A 14,867-nucleotide genomic window follows, 5' to 3' on the forward strand; every position below is an offset into this window, starting at 1 on the left:
CCACAGGGTTTCATCGCTCATGCAACCCCATAGCCCAAGCCCGACTGTCATCATTCCTGTCAGTTACGGTCATTGCCGTGCCGTCGGGTTCTGCGGACAATCTGCCCCAGTTCCCCAATGGATCGGCTGTCATGTCGCATCAGATTTTTTTCGCCCACGCCAACGGTTTTCCCTCGGCCACCTACGGCAAGCTGTTCGCCGCGCTGGCGCCGCAGTACCAGGTCGCGCATCTGGAGTTGCACGGCCATGACCCGCGTTTTCCGGTGGACGATAACTGGCACAACCTGGTGGACGAACTGATCCATCACCTGGAGCAGCAACCGGCGCCGGTGTGGGGCGTCGGTCACTCCCTGGGCGGCGTGCTGCACCTGCACGCGGCGTTGCGCTGCCCCGAGCTGTATCGTGGCGTGGTCATGCTCGATTCGCCGCTGCTGACCCGTACCGACCAGTGGGTGATCCTGGCCGCCAAGCGCCTGGGCTTCATTGACCGCCTGACGCCAGCGGGCCGGACCCTGGGTCGGCGTGAGGAGTTCGCTGACCTGGCGTCGGCCCGGCAGTATTTTGCCGGCAAGACCCTGTTCCGCAGCTTTGATCCGGATTGCTTCGACGCCTACCTGCAACACGGTCTGCAACAAGTCGGCGACCGGTTGCGGCTGCGCTTCGACCCGGCCACCGAAATCAGCATTTACCGCGGCGTGCCGCACACCAGCCCCGGGCGGCCCCGTAAGCTCAAGGTGCCGCTGGCCGTGGTGCGCGGTCGGCAGAGTCGCGTGGTGATGCGTCATCACACCCGTTCGGTGGGACGTATGCTCCATGGCGAATCCCTGAGCATGCCCGGTGGCCATATGTTTCCCCTCGAACGTCCACAAGACACAGCCAACCTGCTCAAGAACCTGTTCCAGCGTTGGGAAGGGCGCAACGCATGAGTGTGGTCGAGGAAGTCCGCCTGAGCCTGCCGCACATCGAATTGGCGGCCCACCTGTTCGGGCCGGAAGATGGGCTGCCGGTAATTGCCCTGCATGGTTGGCTGGACAACGCCAACAGTTTCGCCCGCCTGGCGCCCAGGCTCGAGGGGCTGCGGGTGATCGCCCTGGACATGGCCGGTCACGGTCATTCCGGACATCGACCGCCGGGTGCCAGTTATGCCTTGTGGGACTATGTCCATGATGTGCTGCAAGTGGCCGAGCAACTGGGCTTGAAGCGCTTCGCCCTGCTGGGGCACTCCATGGGCGCCATTGTCTCGCTGGTGCTGGCCGGTTCCCTGCCGGAACGGGTGACGCACTTGGGGTTGATCGACGGGGTGATTCCTCCTACAGCCAAAGGCGATAATGCGGCCGAACGCATGGGCATGGCCCTGCAAGCCCAGTTGGATTTGCAGCAAAAACGCAAGCCAGTCTACAAAACCCTCGAGCGGGCCATCGAAGCGCGTATGAAGGGGCTGGTAGCGGTCAGCCGCGAGGCCGCCGAGTTACTGGCCCAGCGCGGCCTGATGCCGGTGCCCGGGGGCTATACCTGGCGCACCGACAATCGCCTGACCTTGCCATCGCCTTTGCGCCTGACCGATGAACAGGCCATGGCGTTCGTTGCACGGGTCGCTTGTCCGGCGCATCTGGTGGTGGCCGCCGACGGCATGCTGGCCCAGCACCCGGAGTTGCTGGAGCGTCTACCCTTCAGTCATGAGCAGTTGCCCGGCGGCCATCATCTACACCTGAACGACGAGGTCGGTGCCACGCTTGTAGCAGACTGTTTCAATCGGTTCTTCACCGTTCCTTGACTTGCGGCGGGCAACTGTCGAGGCTGGGCGGGTTGAAAGGGAGACAACCATGACAGACCTCTGTTTATCAGCCTCGCGGTGCATCGACGACGCCCGTTGCGTCCAAGCGTCCCAGGCCAAGCCGACCCGATGAAATCATCCGTTCACTCACTCGTCCTGCTGGTGCTGGCCTGCTTCAGCCCGGCGTCGTTCGCCGTCGATGTGCCAGGCAGTCGCGACCTGGAGCGTGTGCCGCGCATGCCCGACGCGCAGATTGTCGATTACCGGCAAACCAGCGACCTGGAACGCGTCTATCCCATGGGCTCGATCCGCAAGATCAGCGGCCAACTGCGCTTCGACGGCCAGGTCGATGCCCGTGGGAACGCCACGTCTGTTACTTACGAACTGCCGCCGGAACATTCCGCCACCCAGGCCTTTACTGCCGCGCGCGAAGCGTTGCAGAAACAGGACGCCGAGCTGTTGTTCTGGTGCCAGGCCCGCGATTGCGGCGAAAGCAGCCTGTGGGCCAACGATGTCTTCGGCAACGCCAAGCTCTATGGCGCCGACAACGGCCAGGCCTTCCTGCTGCTGCGCCTGGCTCCACCGGCGGACAACACACTGATTGCGCTGTATGCCATCACCCGCGGCAATCGCAAGGCCTACCTGCATGTCGAGCAGTTCGAGGCGAATGCACCGCTGGGGGACCTGCTGCCGACGTCGGCCACGCTGCTGCGCCAGCTCAAGGACACTGGGGTCCTGGATTTACCGCGTCTTGCCGGTGAGCCAGACGACACCTGGTTGCGCCTGTTGTCCCGGGCGCTGAACCTGGACACGGGCTTGCGGGTCAGTATCGCCGGTCCCCGGGCCGAGGATTGGATCGAGGCTCTGGCGGGCCAGGGCGTTCGGGCGGCGCGCATGGAGGCCGCCAGCGGCGAGGCGGCGGGATTGCACCTGGAGTTGCTGCGCTAAGCTGTCTCGGGGCCGCGGGTTTCACGCCGTTGCCTCGCTCCTGTTCATTTTTTCGAGACCCTACATGATCAATAACGATCGGCTGTTGGTGCAGATCCTGCTCCTGGTGTTGTTCGGCGCAAGCCTCTGGGTCATGGCGCCATTCTGGTCGGCGCTGTTCTGGGGGGCGGTGCTGGCGTTCGCCAGTTGGCCGCTGATGCGCCTGCTGACTCGCTGGGTCAATGGCCGCGAATCCCTGGCGGCGGCGCTGCTGACAGTAGGCTGGATGTTGTTGGTGGCGGTGCCGCTGGTGTGGCTGGGTTTCAACCTGGCCGACCATGTGCGTGACGCCACCGCGTTCATCAAGGACGCACAGGTCGACGGCCTGCCCGAAGCCCCGACCTGGTTGGCCGGTGTACCGCTGGTGGGCGAACGGCTGGTCGGCATCTGGAACAGCATCGACCAGCAGGGGGCCGCGCTGATGGTGTCCGCCAGGCCTTACCTGGGGCAGGTCGGCAACTGGCTGCTGGCGCGCAGTGCACAGATTGGTGGTGGCATACTCGAGCTGACCCTGAGTATCGTGTTCGTGTTCTTTTTCTATCGCGACGGCCCGCGCCTGGCGGTATTCGTCCACGGGTTGCTGGAGCGTCTGATCGGCGACCGTGCCGGTTACTACATCGAGCTGGTGGCTGGTACGGTGCAACGGGTGGTCAACGGCGTGATTGGCACCGCGGCGGCCCAGGCCGTGCTGGCGCTGATCGGCTTCCTGATCGCCGGGGTCCCGGGGGCGCTGGTGCTGGGGATCGTCACGTTCCTGTTGAGCCTGATCCCCATGGGGCCACCGCTGGTGTGGATCCCCGCAACGGCGTGGCTGGCGTGGAAGGGTGAGTACGGGATGGCGGTGTTCCTGGGCATTTGGGGCACGTTCATCATCAGTGGCGTGGACAACGTGCTCAAGCCCTACCTGATCAGCCGTGGCGGAAACCTGCCCTTGGTCATCGTGCTGCTGGGGGTGTTCGGCGGGTTGATTGCCTTCGGTTTCATCGGCCTGTTCATCGGCCCGACCTTGCTGGCGGTGGCGTATAGCCTGTTGACGGACTGGAGCAAAAGCCAGGCGCGGTAACCCCGGCAAGCCCAAGACCCTGTGGCGAGGGAGCTTGCTCCCGCCGGGTTGCGCAGCGACCCCAAACCAATCTTTTCGATATACCTGACACACCGCGTTGTCTGGCTTTAAGGGCTGCTGCGCAGCCCAGCGGGAGCAAGCTCCCTCGCCACAGGGTTATCGTCGATCAATCAACCGCGAACCTGGCTCCCGAGCGGCCAGGTGTGTACGGATGAATCAGGTCGCCACGTTCAGGTGTTTTCCTACAGTGGCGACGTTATCCAGCGAGTACTGCCGGCTGAGGTTGGCGATCATTCTGTTCAACGCTTCGCTGACATTGGCCTGTTCGGTGGAACTGTCGCTGCGGCGACCGGCCTGCAAGGCACTGTTGAATTCGTCGCTGCTGACGCCGCCGCTGCTGTCGTTGTCGAGTGCTTCCATCAGCATCGCGCTGGTGTCGGTGCTCGCGGACGTACCGTTGCTGGCCTGCAAGGCGCTGCTCAGTTCGCTGGCGGTGACGGTGGCGTCGCCGTCGGCATCGAGCTGGCTGAACAGCTCTTCACTGGAGTCCTGTTGCGGTGGTGGCGGTGGTGCAAGGCTGGCGGCGAGTTCGTCGAGGCTGACAGTGCCGTCTTCATTCTTGTCCAACGCCGAGAACACTTGCTGGCTGTCGGCATCGCTGTCCGTGCTGGCCAGGCCGTTGCTCAACTCATCGCTGCTGACCGAGCCATCACCGTCGCTGTCCAGGACGCTGAGCAGCGCATCGGCCATTTCGGTATTTGGCGCCTGGTTCCGTGGCGGCGGAGGTGGTGGCGCCATTGCGGCCATTTCCTCGCTGCTCAGGTCACCACTACCGTCACTGTCCAGGTCACCGAAATTGTCGCTCAGGCTGACCAGGATGCCATCGTCGCTTTTTTGCGACAGGGCGGTGCTCAACTCTTCCTGATTGACCGAACCGTCGCCGTCACTGTCGAGCTTGCTCAGCAGTTCCTTTTGAAACTGCTGGCTGCGGGCACTGCTGGTTGCGGTAATGCTGGTGCTGGTATAGGTGGAGTAACTGCTGACGCTACCGATCATGGGCGCTCTCCTTGGGCTGGGATAGCCGGTGGGTGCACCGGCTTATGCAGCCTCTGCGAGGGAGTTGTCGGGGGTGTGTGGAGTTTGTACCGAGAGAAATACACAGCGTTCGCTCCTGTGGGAGCTTGCTCCCACAGGAGAGATAAGAGGGCTTAGAGACGAGGCAGGCTGATCACCGCCGTCAACCCACCCCCTGGCGTCTCTTCCAGGGTCAATTGCCCGCCCAGGCGTTCGGTGGCTTCCCGGGCGATGGTCATGCCCAGGCCGACGCCGCCGGAGTTGCGGTTGCGTGAGCCTTCCAGGCGAAAGAACGGCTCGAACACCGCCTCGCGTTTGTCCGCCGCAATACCGGGACCATGGTCGATGACACGAATCAGCACCTGCTTATGTTGGTCTTCCAGGCTGATCAAGGCATGACCGGCGTAGCGCAGGGCATTGTCGATGAGGTTGTTGAGGCACGAACGCAGCGCCATCGGTTGCACCTGCAGCGGTGCACAGCTACCGCTGACCTGTACATCGGCGCCCTGGTCCTGGGCGTTTTCGCTCAACGATTCCACCAAGGCCTGCACGTCCATCCATTGCAACGCTTCACTGGTGCGCTGTTCGTGCAAGTAGGTGAGGGTGGCATCGAGCATGCCGATCATGTCGTCCAGGTCCTGGCGCATCTGGCCTTGCAGCTTGATGTCATCGATCTGCTCCAGGCGCAGCTTGAGCCGCGAAAGCGGCGTGCGCAGGTCATGGGACACCGCGCCGAGCATGCGCGAACGCTGCTGCACCTGCTCGCGAATCCGTTGCTGCATCAGGTTGAACGTATGGGCTGCCTGTCGCGCTTCACGGGGGCCGTTTTCATCCAGCGGCGGGCTGTCGAGGTTTTCGCTCAGGCGCTCGGCGGCGTCGCTCAGACGTTGGATCGGTCGGGTCAGGAGCTTGGCGCCGTACCAGGCCGCGATGATCAGGAACACGAATTGAAAGGTCAGTGGCACCAGCGGGCCGCCGAACCAGGGGCGCGCAGGGCGGTTAGGGGGCGGGCCGAAGCGCGGGGGGCTTTCGGCCTGTCGGGAGAATTCCGGCGGTGGCCCGGGAGGCGGCCTGTCGTATTGAGAAAACCAGGCAAACGCCAACAGGTGCGCCAGGACAATCGCCAGCAACAGCACGCCAAACAGGCGGCCGAACAGGGAGTCGAGGCGCAGTTGCATCAACCGATGTCCCGCGCGTCGAACAAGTAGCCTTCACCACGCACGGTCTTGATCAGTTGCGGGGCCTTGGGGTCGTCGCCCAGCTTCTGGCGCAGGCGTGATACAAGCAGGTCGATGCTGCGGTCGAAGGCCTCGATGGAGCGCCCGCGAGCTGCGTCCAGCAGTTGTTCGCGGCTGAGCACCCGGCGCGGTCGTTCAATGAAGACCCATAACAGGCGGAACTCGGCATTGGACAGCGGCACCACCAGCCCATCGGCGGAGATCAGTTGGCGCAGCACGCTGTTGAGCCGCCAGTTGTCGAAACGGATATTGGCCCGATGTTCGCTGCGGTCGTCGCGCACCCGGCGCAGGATGGTCTGGATTCGCGCCACCAGCTCCCTGGGTTCGAATGGCTTGGCCATGTAGTCATCGGCGCCCAGCTCCAGGCCGATGATGCGGTCGGTGGGCTCGCAGCGGGCGGTGAGCATCAGGATCGGGATGTCCGATTCGGCGCGCAGCCAGCGGCACAACTGCAAGCCATCTTCACCCGGTAGCATCAGGTCGAGCACGATCACGTCGAAGTGCTCTGCCTGCATTGCCTGGCGCATGGCCGCGCCATCGGTCACGCCGCTGGCTCGTATGCTGAAGCGGGCGAGGTAATCGATCAGCAGCTCGCGGATCGGCAGGTCGTCATCGACGATCAGCGCGCGGGTGGTCCAGCGCTTGTCATCGTCGGGTACTTTTTGATCGTCAGAATTTGCAACAGGGGTGTTCTGCATGGATGCATCATCTGCCAGGTAGGCTGCCAACCGCAAAGAAGGCGGCGAGGTTGAGCCTTCAGCATAGGCTTCGTGCCGCGAGGCGTGAAGCGCTGAAAGGACGGGTTGCGGCGGCGGACGGTAGCGTGTCGACGTGTTGTACGCATGTCATGAATGTATCGGCTTCGACACAAAGTCCGGTATCGTCCATGCTGCTGGGGGACGATGATATTTACCGATCATCGGGTCCCGCACGGGCGCTCGTTCCGCTACAATGCGCGCCGATTTCGACTTGCCTGAGAGCCCGCTCATGTCCGCCTGCCAGACGCCCATTATCGTCGCCCTGGATTTCCCCTCCCGTGACGCCGCCCTGAAGCTGGCCGACCAGTTGGACCCCAAGCTTTGCCGGGTCAAAGTCGGCAAGGAACTGTTCACCAGTTGTGCTTCGGAAATTGTCGGGACCCTGCGCGACAAGGGTTTCGAAGTGTTCCTGGACCTGAAGTTCCACGATATTCCCAACACCACCGCCATGGCCGTCAAGGCAGCTGCGGAGATGGGCGTGTGGATGGTCAACGTGCATTGCTCCGGTGGCCTGCGCATGATGGCGGCCTGCCGTGAAGTGCTGGATCAGCGCAGCGGCCCGAAACCGTTGCTGATCGGCGTGACCGTGCTGACCAGCATGGAGCGCGAGGATCTGGCCGGGATCGGCCTGGACGTCGAGCCTCAGGAGCAGGTGTTGCGGTTGGCGGCGCTGGCGCAGAAGGCCGGCCTGGACGGTCTGGTCTGTTCGGCCCTGGAGGCCAGCGCCCTGAAAGCGGCTCACCCGTCGCTGCAATTGGTGACCCCGGGGATTCGTCCGGCTGGCAGTGCCCAGGACGACCAGCGTCGCATCCTGACTCCGCGCCAGGCGCTGGACGCCGGTTCCGATTACCTGGTAATCGGCCGTCCGATCAGCCAGGCCGCCGACCCGGCTCAGGCGCTGGCGGCGGTCGTGGCCGAATTGGCCTGACCTGACACCGAAGATCCCTAATGTGGGAGCAAGCTCGCTCCCACAGTTGTTTTGTGTCAGACCTTGAGTACCAACTTCCCGAAGTTCTCCCCACTGAACAATTTGGTCAGTGTCTCGGGGAATGTCTCCAGACCTTCGACAATGTCCTCCTTGCTCTTGAGCTGTCCCTTGGCCATCCAGCCGGCCATTTCCTGTCCAGCGGCGGCGAACTGTGCGGCGTAGTCCATGACCACGAAACCTTCCATGCGCGCCCGATTGACCAGCAGCGACAGGTAGTTGGCGGGGCCCTTCACCGCGTCCTTGTTGTTGTACTGGCTGATGGCGCCGCAGATCACCACGCGGGCCTTGAGGTTCAAGCGGCTGAGCACGGCATCCAGGATGTCGCCCCCGACGTTGTCGAAATACACATCCACGCCCTTTGGGCATTCGCGCTTGAGGCCGGCATGAACGTCTTCGTTCTTGTAGTCGATGGCGCCGTCGAAACCCAGTTCATCGACCAGGAACTTGCATTTATCGGCCCCGCCGGCGATGCCCACCACGCGACAGCCTTTGATTTTGGCGATCTGCCCGGCGATGCTGCCCACCGCACCAGCGGCGCCTGAGAGCACCACGGTCTCGCCCGCCTTGGGCGCGCCGACGTCCAGCAGGGCGAAATAGGCAGTCATGCCCGTCATGCCCAGTGCGGACAAATAACGTGGCAGCGGTGCCAGTTTCGGGTCGACCTTGTAGAAACCTCTTGGCTCGCCGAGGAAATAATCCTGCACACCCAACGCACCGTTTACGTAGTCCCCGACCGCGAACCCCGGGTTGTTCGAGGCAATTACCTGGCCGACACCCAATGCTCGCATCACCTCGCCGATGCCGACCGGCGGGATATAGGACTTGCCCTCGTTCATCCAGCCGCGCATGGCTGGGTCCAGGGACAGGTATTCGTTTTTCACCAGGATCTGGCCGGCGGCCGGTTCGCCGACCGGTACTTGCTGATAGGTGAAAGTCTCGCGGGTCGCCGCGCCTACCGGGCGTTTGGCGAGCAGGAACTGGCGATTGGTCTGGGCAGTCATGGCGGGCACTCAAGATGAATGAAGCCTTGTTGATAGACCTTCGAAGCATTTGCCGCAAGGTCTGCTGATACAGCGAATGCAGTTCGATCCAACACAGTGATAGTTCGCCGAGGGGGCTTATCACTGGCGCCCATGAGCGCTCAACCGGCAGTTGGATAGTGCTGCCGCGTCCTCGGGACCTGTGGCTAGACTGGCGGCATCTCCCGCATTCTTCGAGGAACAGACAATGAGCATGACGTTTTCCGGACAGGTCGCCGTGGTTACCGGCGCTGCCGCTGGCATCGGCCGGGCCACTGCCCTGGCGTTCGCGGCAGAGGGGCTGAAAGTGGTGGTGGCCGACCTCGACGTGGCGGGCGGCAAGGGCACGGTGCAGTCGATTCGTGATGCGGGCGGCGAAGCGGTGTTCGTGTGCTGCAACGTGACGCTGGAAAACGACGTGCAGCAGTTGATGGACGAAGTGATCAAGACCTACGGTCGTCTTGACTACGCCTTCAACAACGCCGGGATCGAGATCGAGAAGGGCAAGCTGGCCGACGGGACCCTCGATGAGTTCGACGCGATCATGGGGGGCAATGTGAAGGGCGTCTGGCTGTGCATGAAATACCAACTGCCATTGCTGCTGGCCCAGGGCGGCGGCGCGATCGTCAACACGGCTTCGGTGGCGGGCCTGGGTGCGGCGCCGAAGATGAGCATCTATGCAGCGTCCAAGCATGCCGTGATCGGCCTGACCAAATCGGCCGCCATCGAATACGCCAAGAAAAAAATCCGCGTGAATGCGGTCTGTCCGGCGGTGATCGACACCGACATGTTCCGTCGCGCCTATGAGGCGGACCCGAAAAAAGGTGAGTTCGCCAATGCCATGCACCCGGTGGGGCGTATCGGCAAAGTCGAGGAAATCGCCAGCGCCGTGCTGTATTTGTGCAGCGACGGCGCGGCCTTCACCACGGGCCATTCCCTGGCGGTGGACGGCGGCGTCACGGCGTTCTGAGGACTTGCCCTTCGGCTTGTAGGACGAAGCCCGCACTGGTTGCGGGCTTTTTCGTGGGGCGCTCGAAAAAACCTCGGAACGGTCCTTCAATGTGTTTCAAAGGGTGAGAATCGACGGTTTTGGCGACGTTGTCGTACATCGTCCCGTTGCGGCCTGTGCTTAACTGTTTCCGGAAATAAAACAAATGCTTAGGAGCTTGGTTACTCATGGAGTTGAGAATCGACCGACAGGCCCTGGTGCCTGTCGTGCAGCAAATCGTTGACGCGCTGACCGGCTGGATCCGACAGGATGCGGTACAACCGGGAACTCGGCTGCCATCCGTCCGCCAACTGGCGCGGGAGAACCTGCTCAGCCAGTCCAGCGTCAATGAAGCCTGTGAACGCCTGGTCGCCCAAGGCCTGTTGGCGTCCCGCCATGGTTCCAGCTTTTTTGTCGCACCACCCCCGTCGCCCGGGCCCGAGCCCACTGATCAGAATCGACAGCAAGCCACGTTCACCGACGGGGGCGACAGCTCGCAATGGGAGTTGAAGCTGGGGTGTGGCGGGCTGCCCGAGAGCTGGCGTGAAAGTGATGACCTGGGCTATGCGATCCGCCAGGTCACTCGCACCGACATGGCGGGATTGTTCAACTACAGCACGTCGTTGGGACTGCCTGCCCTGCGTGAGCAACTGTCCAGGCGCTTGAAACAATTCAATATCGAGGTCGATAAAGACCTGATCCTGACCACCACCGGGGCGACCCACGGGCTGGACCTGATCGTACGGACATTGTTGCCGCCGGGTTCCTGCGTGGTCGTGGAGAGTCCCGGCTATTCAAGCCTGTTCGACCTGCTCAGGTTGCACGACATCGACATGATCGAACTGCCCAGGACCCCGCGCGGCCCGGACGTCGATGCGCTGCAAGACCTGCTGGCGATGCACCGGCCCACTGCGCTATTCGTCAACAGCGCCTGCCATAACCCGACCGGCACCAGCCTGGCTCCGGCCGTCGCTCAACGGCTGCTGCAATTGACGAAAAAGCACGGCGTACTGGTGATCGAAGACGATGCCTATGGCGATTTCCAGAGCGCGGCGCGGACCCGGCTAGCGGCATTGGATCCCGAGGTGGTCTACGTGGGCAGCTTCTCGAAAACCCTGAGCAGTTCGTTGCGCGTCGGTTTCGTGGTGGCCGGGCCTTCCATCATCGCGCGCCTGAGCGAGGTCAAGGGCATTACCAGCATGGGGGGATCGCGGTTCTGTGAGTCGGTCCTTGCCTGCCTCTTGGCCAATGGCGCCTATCGCAAGCTGGTCCAGCGCCAGCGGCAGCGTCTGGGTGCCGATATGGCGGCGCTGTTGCAGGTACTGGAAGACGCCGACTGGGAGGTCTTTGGCAAACCGGCCGGGGGGCTTTTCATCTGGGCAAGACCGCCATTGTGTGACTACGCTGGAGTACAACGCTTGGCCAGGCGTTTTGGCGTGCTGCTGTCTTCGCGTAGCGCATTCAGCCCTTCGGGCGCCGCCAGTGACTGGCTACGGATAAACGTGGCGTATGCCCGTGACCCCAGGGCGCTGGCGTTCTTCCGGGCCGCGGCTCTGGATCGACCTCTAGTGTCCTGAAAACGACGCGGCTGTAGCTTTTTGCCATTATTCCGACGCCAGCATCTTGTGTTGCAGGGCGTCTCGTTGCGAATCTGCAATCAACACACACTGGCAGAGGACTGAGCGCAATGATTTCGGCCGTGCAAGGACGTTTTGCCAACCTGGGTATGGCAAAGAAACTGGGTATCGGATTTGTCCTGGTGCTGTTGCTGACCGCAGTGGTCGCGGCCATCGGTGTCTGGTCCCTGCAGACCATCAGCCATCGCTTCGATGGCCTGAAACAGATGTCGTCCCTCAACAGCGGGTTGCTCAAGGTCCGGCTGCTGGAGCAGGAATACGCCTCGCGCTCCGACCCCAAGACCGCCGATGCGTTGCGCCAGGGGGTCGACGCTCTGGTGGCCCAGGCGAACGAACTCAAGGTGCAGTCGGCTGCCAACGTGCCGGTGATGAACGACGTGGAGCAGGCGCTGGGCGCGTATCGCAAGGCGTTCGACGAATTTGTCGGGTTGAGCCAGAGCAAGGACCTGGCGCTGGAAATGGCCAGTTGGTCGGTGTCCAGCGTCGCCAATAACCTGGATGTGTTGCAGGCCGGGCTGGCGGATGATGGCACCTATACCTTGAAAGATTCCGAGGGCAAGGAGGGGGCCGAGTTCATCGAGCAGGCCAACCAGGTCAGCGAAGTATCCCGCTTGATGTTGCAGGCCATGAACGAAGCGCGGGTCCGCCTGGACCAGAGTCGCAAAGGCAATGTCGAGGGCGCCGGAGAAGGCAGCATCGAACAGGCCGAGCAGGCGATGAAACAGGCCGAAGTGCTCAAGACCACGGTCAAGGACCCGGGTTACCAGACCGTGCTGAATGAAGTGGCCGGGCATATCGCCGGGTTCAATGAGCAATTGGCCGAATACACCGGCCTGCTGGCGAAGGAAAAAATCGTCTACCAGCAACTGCACGAGCGGGCCGATCAAGTGGTGGCGCGGGTTGACCAGGCCTTCGGTGCCGAAGACCAGGCCATGCAGACCGAACTGAAGAAAAATTCGCTGCTGATCATCGGTTCGTCGGCCTTGGCGTTGCTGGTGGGATTGATCGCGGCGTGGGTCATAACCCGGCTGATCGTGACGCCGCTGCGCAGTGTCATTCGTGTGGCCCAGCAGATTGCGTCGGGTGACTTGAGCGCCACGGTGGAGGTGACGCGCCGAGACGAAATTGGTCAGTTGATGCAGGCGATGCAACAGATGGGCGCGGGGCTGAGCAGTATCGTCAGCGGCCTGCAGGCCGGTATCGAGCAATTGGCAAATTCGGCCCAATCGCTGTCAGCCGTGACCGAGCAGACCAACCTGGAAGTCAGTAGCCAGAAAGAAGAAACCGAGCAGGTCGCCACGGCGATGAACCAGATGACGGCCACGGTGCATGACGTGGCACGCAATGCCGAAGAAGCCGCACAAGCGGCCCAGACTGCCGACGACAAGGTCGAAAGCGGCCAGCAGGTGGTGCGTCAGAGTATGGTGCGCATCGAACAGCTGGCCGATTCGGCCACGTCGGCCAGTTCCAGTATCGAAAGCCTCAGTGCCGAGATCCAGAACATCGGTACGGTGCTGAGTGTGATCAAGAGTGTGGCCGAGCAAACCAACCTGCTGGCGCTCAATGCCGCTATCGAGGCGGCCCGGGCCGGGGAGCAGGGCCGGGGCTTTGCGGTCGTGGCCGATGAGGTGCGGGCGTTGGCCAAGCGCACGCAACAGTCCACCGAGGAGATCGAGCGACTGGTGAGTGCCCTGCGTTCAGCGGCCCAGGCTTCCGTGCAGCAGATCCAGAGCAGCGGCGAGTTGGTGAAGATGGCGGTCAGCGATGCACTACAGACCGAAAGCGCCTTGGGCAGTATTGCGGCGGCGGTGTCGCTGATCCAACAGATGAACCAACAGATCGCGGCGGCGGCCGAGCAGCAGAGTTCGGTGGCCGAGGAGATCAATCGCAGTGTCACCAGCATTCGCGCCAGCGCCGATCAATCCTCTCTGGCGATGCGCGGCAATGCCGCTTCCAGCATCGAGCTGGCGCAGTTGGGGGTTGAGCTTAAGGGGATGGTGGGGCATTTCAGGTTGTGAGTCCGCGATAGCAGGTCCAACATTCCAACAGTTTTGCCTGCCTGGCGGTGTACGGGCATAGTTTACAGCCCCGTGGCGACGGAGCTTGCTCCCGCTGGGCGGCGAAGCAGACCCAAGATTCGTGGGAGCGCTGCGCACTCCAGCGGGAGCAAGCTCCCTCGCCACAGAAACTCCACCCGCATAGGGTGGAGCCGTATCAGTCGTAGACTTTCTTCTTCTTCCACTCGTCGTTGACTTCGGCTTCCTTCAGCCCTTCGGTCAACTGGTTGACTTCGCCTTCGACCGGCTGGGTGCTGGCCAGTACCTGGGCATTGGCGCGGGCCAGGAGTTTTTCCAGGTAGGCCAGTTGTTCGGCGTAGACCTGGGGTTCCTGTTGCTTGCGCAGGTACTGCACGCCGCGCTCGAAGGCCAGGCGGGCCTGCCCGGGTTGTTCTTGCTGCAGGGCTTGCTGGCCGAGGTTGTTGAAAAACTCGATGTGCAGCAGCACCAGGATGTGTCGCACTTCGCGAATCCAGCGCTTGGCTTCGTTAGGCGGCAGGAAACCGTCCTGGGCGGCACGGGTGATCTGGCCGTGCAAGGCCTCGAGCAGAAAACGTACGTCCTTGGCCTTGGCTTCGGTCTGGATCGGTGCCGGTGGATTGTTCACCGGGATCGATTCACCTTGGGCGGCCAGTGCGCTCAATTCGTCCAGGCGTGCCTTGACCGCAGAATTGGTTTTCTCCAGGTTCAGCAGGCGCTGACAGACGTTCATCTCAAGGCGCGTCATCAACAACTTCAGGGCAGGGGTCATCAACTGCCCGGGGAAGGTTTCGGTGAGCTCCCCACAGCGACGCATGCGGTCGTTGAGTTCTACCTTGGTGCGGGCCTTTTCCAGCTTGTTGTTTTCCACCACGTGGTTCATGTAGCCAATGGCGATCAACAGGGCGATCCCGGCTACGACGAGCAGGGTGATCATGAGTGGTGTCACCGGTAAGACCTCTTTATTGTGGTACGCATGTCATGAGTGTAGTGGCTTGGCTTTTAAGCGCATAGGTCCGAGCGACGCGATTAGACGGGCGTCGTGCTGTTTATAGGAAGCATAACCGGATGGGTGCACATTGCCATCATTTGCCGGGCTCGACTATAGCGTCTCGGCGGGTGACAGAATATAGGCGCCAGAGACCGGGCGGGTAAAATGTCCGGATCGCCCCCAAACCGGGCGAAGTCATTGATTTAAATAAATTTATATCTGGGGGTTGACGACCCTTCAATCCATCCATAGAATGCGCGCCACTTACAGCGTAAAGCACTCAGCTAAACGCTGTAAGCAGTGAATGTTGTACG

The 14,867-nt window shown here is 62.3% G+C and carries 13 protein-coding genes and 1 pseudogene; 9 read left to right on the top strand and 5 right to left on the bottom strand.

What is annotated here, in order from left to right; all coding sequences use genetic code 11:
* The first annotated feature begins 131 nt into the window (after positions 1-131).
* From V7773_RS16015 to V7773_RS16030, 4 genes are all read left to right on the top strand, one after another.
* Complete coding sequence (locus V7773_RS16015; protein ID WP_336074121.1) at positions 132-926, top strand: alpha/beta fold hydrolase; 795 nt, start codon at positions 132-134, stop codon at positions 924-926.
* On the top strand, positions 923-1,774 hold the full coding sequence (locus tag V7773_RS16020; protein WP_336074122.1) for an alpha/beta hydrolase: 852 nt from the start codon (positions 923-925) through the stop codon (positions 1,772-1,774). The genes V7773_RS16015 and V7773_RS16020 overlap by 4 nt, the downstream gene beginning before the upstream one ends.
* A gap of 129 nt (positions 1,775-1,903) precedes the next feature.
* A complete protein-coding gene (locus V7773_RS16025; RefSeq protein ID WP_336074123.1) occupies positions 1,904-2,722 on the top strand; it encodes a DUF4892 domain-containing protein in 819 nt (272 codons plus the stop codon).
* A 64-nt stretch (positions 2,723-2,786) separates the two neighbouring features.
* Positions 2,787-3,824 carry an AI-2E family transporter gene (locus V7773_RS16030; protein WP_003204378.1) on the top strand — a complete coding sequence of 346 codons (1,038 nt, stop codon included), beginning with the start codon at positions 2,787-2,789 and terminating at the stop codon, positions 3,822-3,824.
* Between the two features lie 216 nt (positions 3,825-4,040).
* Here the strand turns inward: V7773_RS16030 and xopAW are convergent, their stop codons facing one another.
* The 3 genes from xopAW to V7773_RS16045 form a co-directional block, all read right to left on the bottom strand.
* Positions 4,041-4,880, bottom strand: coding sequence for a XopAW family type III secretion system calcium-binding effector (gene xopAW / locus V7773_RS16035; RefSeq protein ID WP_336074124.1), 840 nt, complete (start codon positions 4,878-4,880; stop codon positions 4,041-4,043).
* 152 nt (positions 4,881-5,032) lie between these two features.
* Entirely contained in the window at positions 5,033-6,076 is a 1,044-nt protein-coding gene (locus V7773_RS16040) for a HAMP domain-containing sensor histidine kinase (protein ID WP_336074125.1), read from the bottom strand.
* A complete protein-coding gene (locus V7773_RS16045) occupies positions 6,076-6,834 on the bottom strand; it encodes a response regulator (protein ID WP_092147885.1) in 759 nt (252 codons plus the stop codon). The genes V7773_RS16040 and V7773_RS16045 overlap by 1 nt, the downstream gene beginning before the upstream one ends.
* Before the next feature lie 289 nt (positions 6,835-7,123).
* Between V7773_RS16045 and pyrF the strand changes: the two genes are divergently transcribed.
* Complete coding sequence (pyrF, locus tag V7773_RS16050; RefSeq protein ID WP_063324865.1) at positions 7,124-7,822, top strand: orotidine-5'-phosphate decarboxylase; 699 nt, start codon at positions 7,124-7,126, stop codon at positions 7,820-7,822.
* 56 nt (positions 7,823-7,878) lie between these two features.
* Here pyrF and V7773_RS16055 read toward each other — a convergent pair whose 3' ends face one another.
* On the bottom strand, positions 7,879-8,883 hold the full coding sequence (locus V7773_RS16055) for an NADP-dependent oxidoreductase (RefSeq protein ID WP_063324866.1): 1,005 nt from the start codon (positions 8,881-8,883) through the stop codon (positions 7,879-7,881).
* 226 nt (positions 8,884-9,109) lie between these two features.
* Between V7773_RS16055 and V7773_RS16060 the strand changes: the two genes are divergently transcribed.
* The 4 genes and pseudogenes from V7773_RS16060 (at position 9,110) to V7773_RS30505 (ending at position 13,544) form a co-directional block, all read left to right on the top strand.
* On the top strand, positions 9,110-9,871 hold the full coding sequence (locus tag V7773_RS16060; RefSeq protein WP_336074126.1) for an SDR family oxidoreductase: 762 nt from the start codon (positions 9,110-9,112) through the stop codon (positions 9,869-9,871).
* Positions 9,872-10,077: 206 nt separating this feature from the next.
* Complete coding sequence (locus V7773_RS16065; protein ID WP_336074127.1) at positions 10,078-11,466, top strand: aminotransferase-like domain-containing protein; 1,389 nt, start codon at positions 10,078-10,080, stop codon at positions 11,464-11,466.
* A gap of 992 nt (positions 11,467-12,458) precedes the next feature.
* Positions 12,459-12,635: pseudogene (locus V7773_RS30500) on the top strand (HAMP domain-containing protein); the annotation flags it as partial.
* Between the two features lie 204 nt (positions 12,636-12,839).
* Positions 12,840-13,544, top strand: a complete 705-nt coding sequence (locus tag V7773_RS30505) for a methyl-accepting chemotaxis protein (RefSeq protein ID WP_371856966.1) — start codon at positions 12,840-12,842, stop codon at positions 13,542-13,544.
* A gap of 196 nt (positions 13,545-13,740) precedes the next feature.
* On the opposite strand, the gene V7773_RS16075 is transcribed toward V7773_RS30505, so the two are convergent.
* Positions 13,741-14,499 carry a hypothetical protein gene (locus V7773_RS16075; RefSeq protein WP_092147893.1) on the bottom strand — a complete coding sequence of 253 codons (759 nt, stop codon included), beginning with the start codon at positions 14,497-14,499 and terminating at the stop codon, positions 13,741-13,743.
* Positions 14,500-14,867: the final 368 nt, after the last annotated feature.

It is taken from the genome of Pseudomonas sp. 3JA (assembly GCF_036961705.1).
In the GTDB taxonomy this organism is placed as follows: Bacteria; Pseudomonadota; Gammaproteobacteria; order Pseudomonadales; family Pseudomonadaceae; genus Aquipseudomonas; species Aquipseudomonas fluorescens_Q.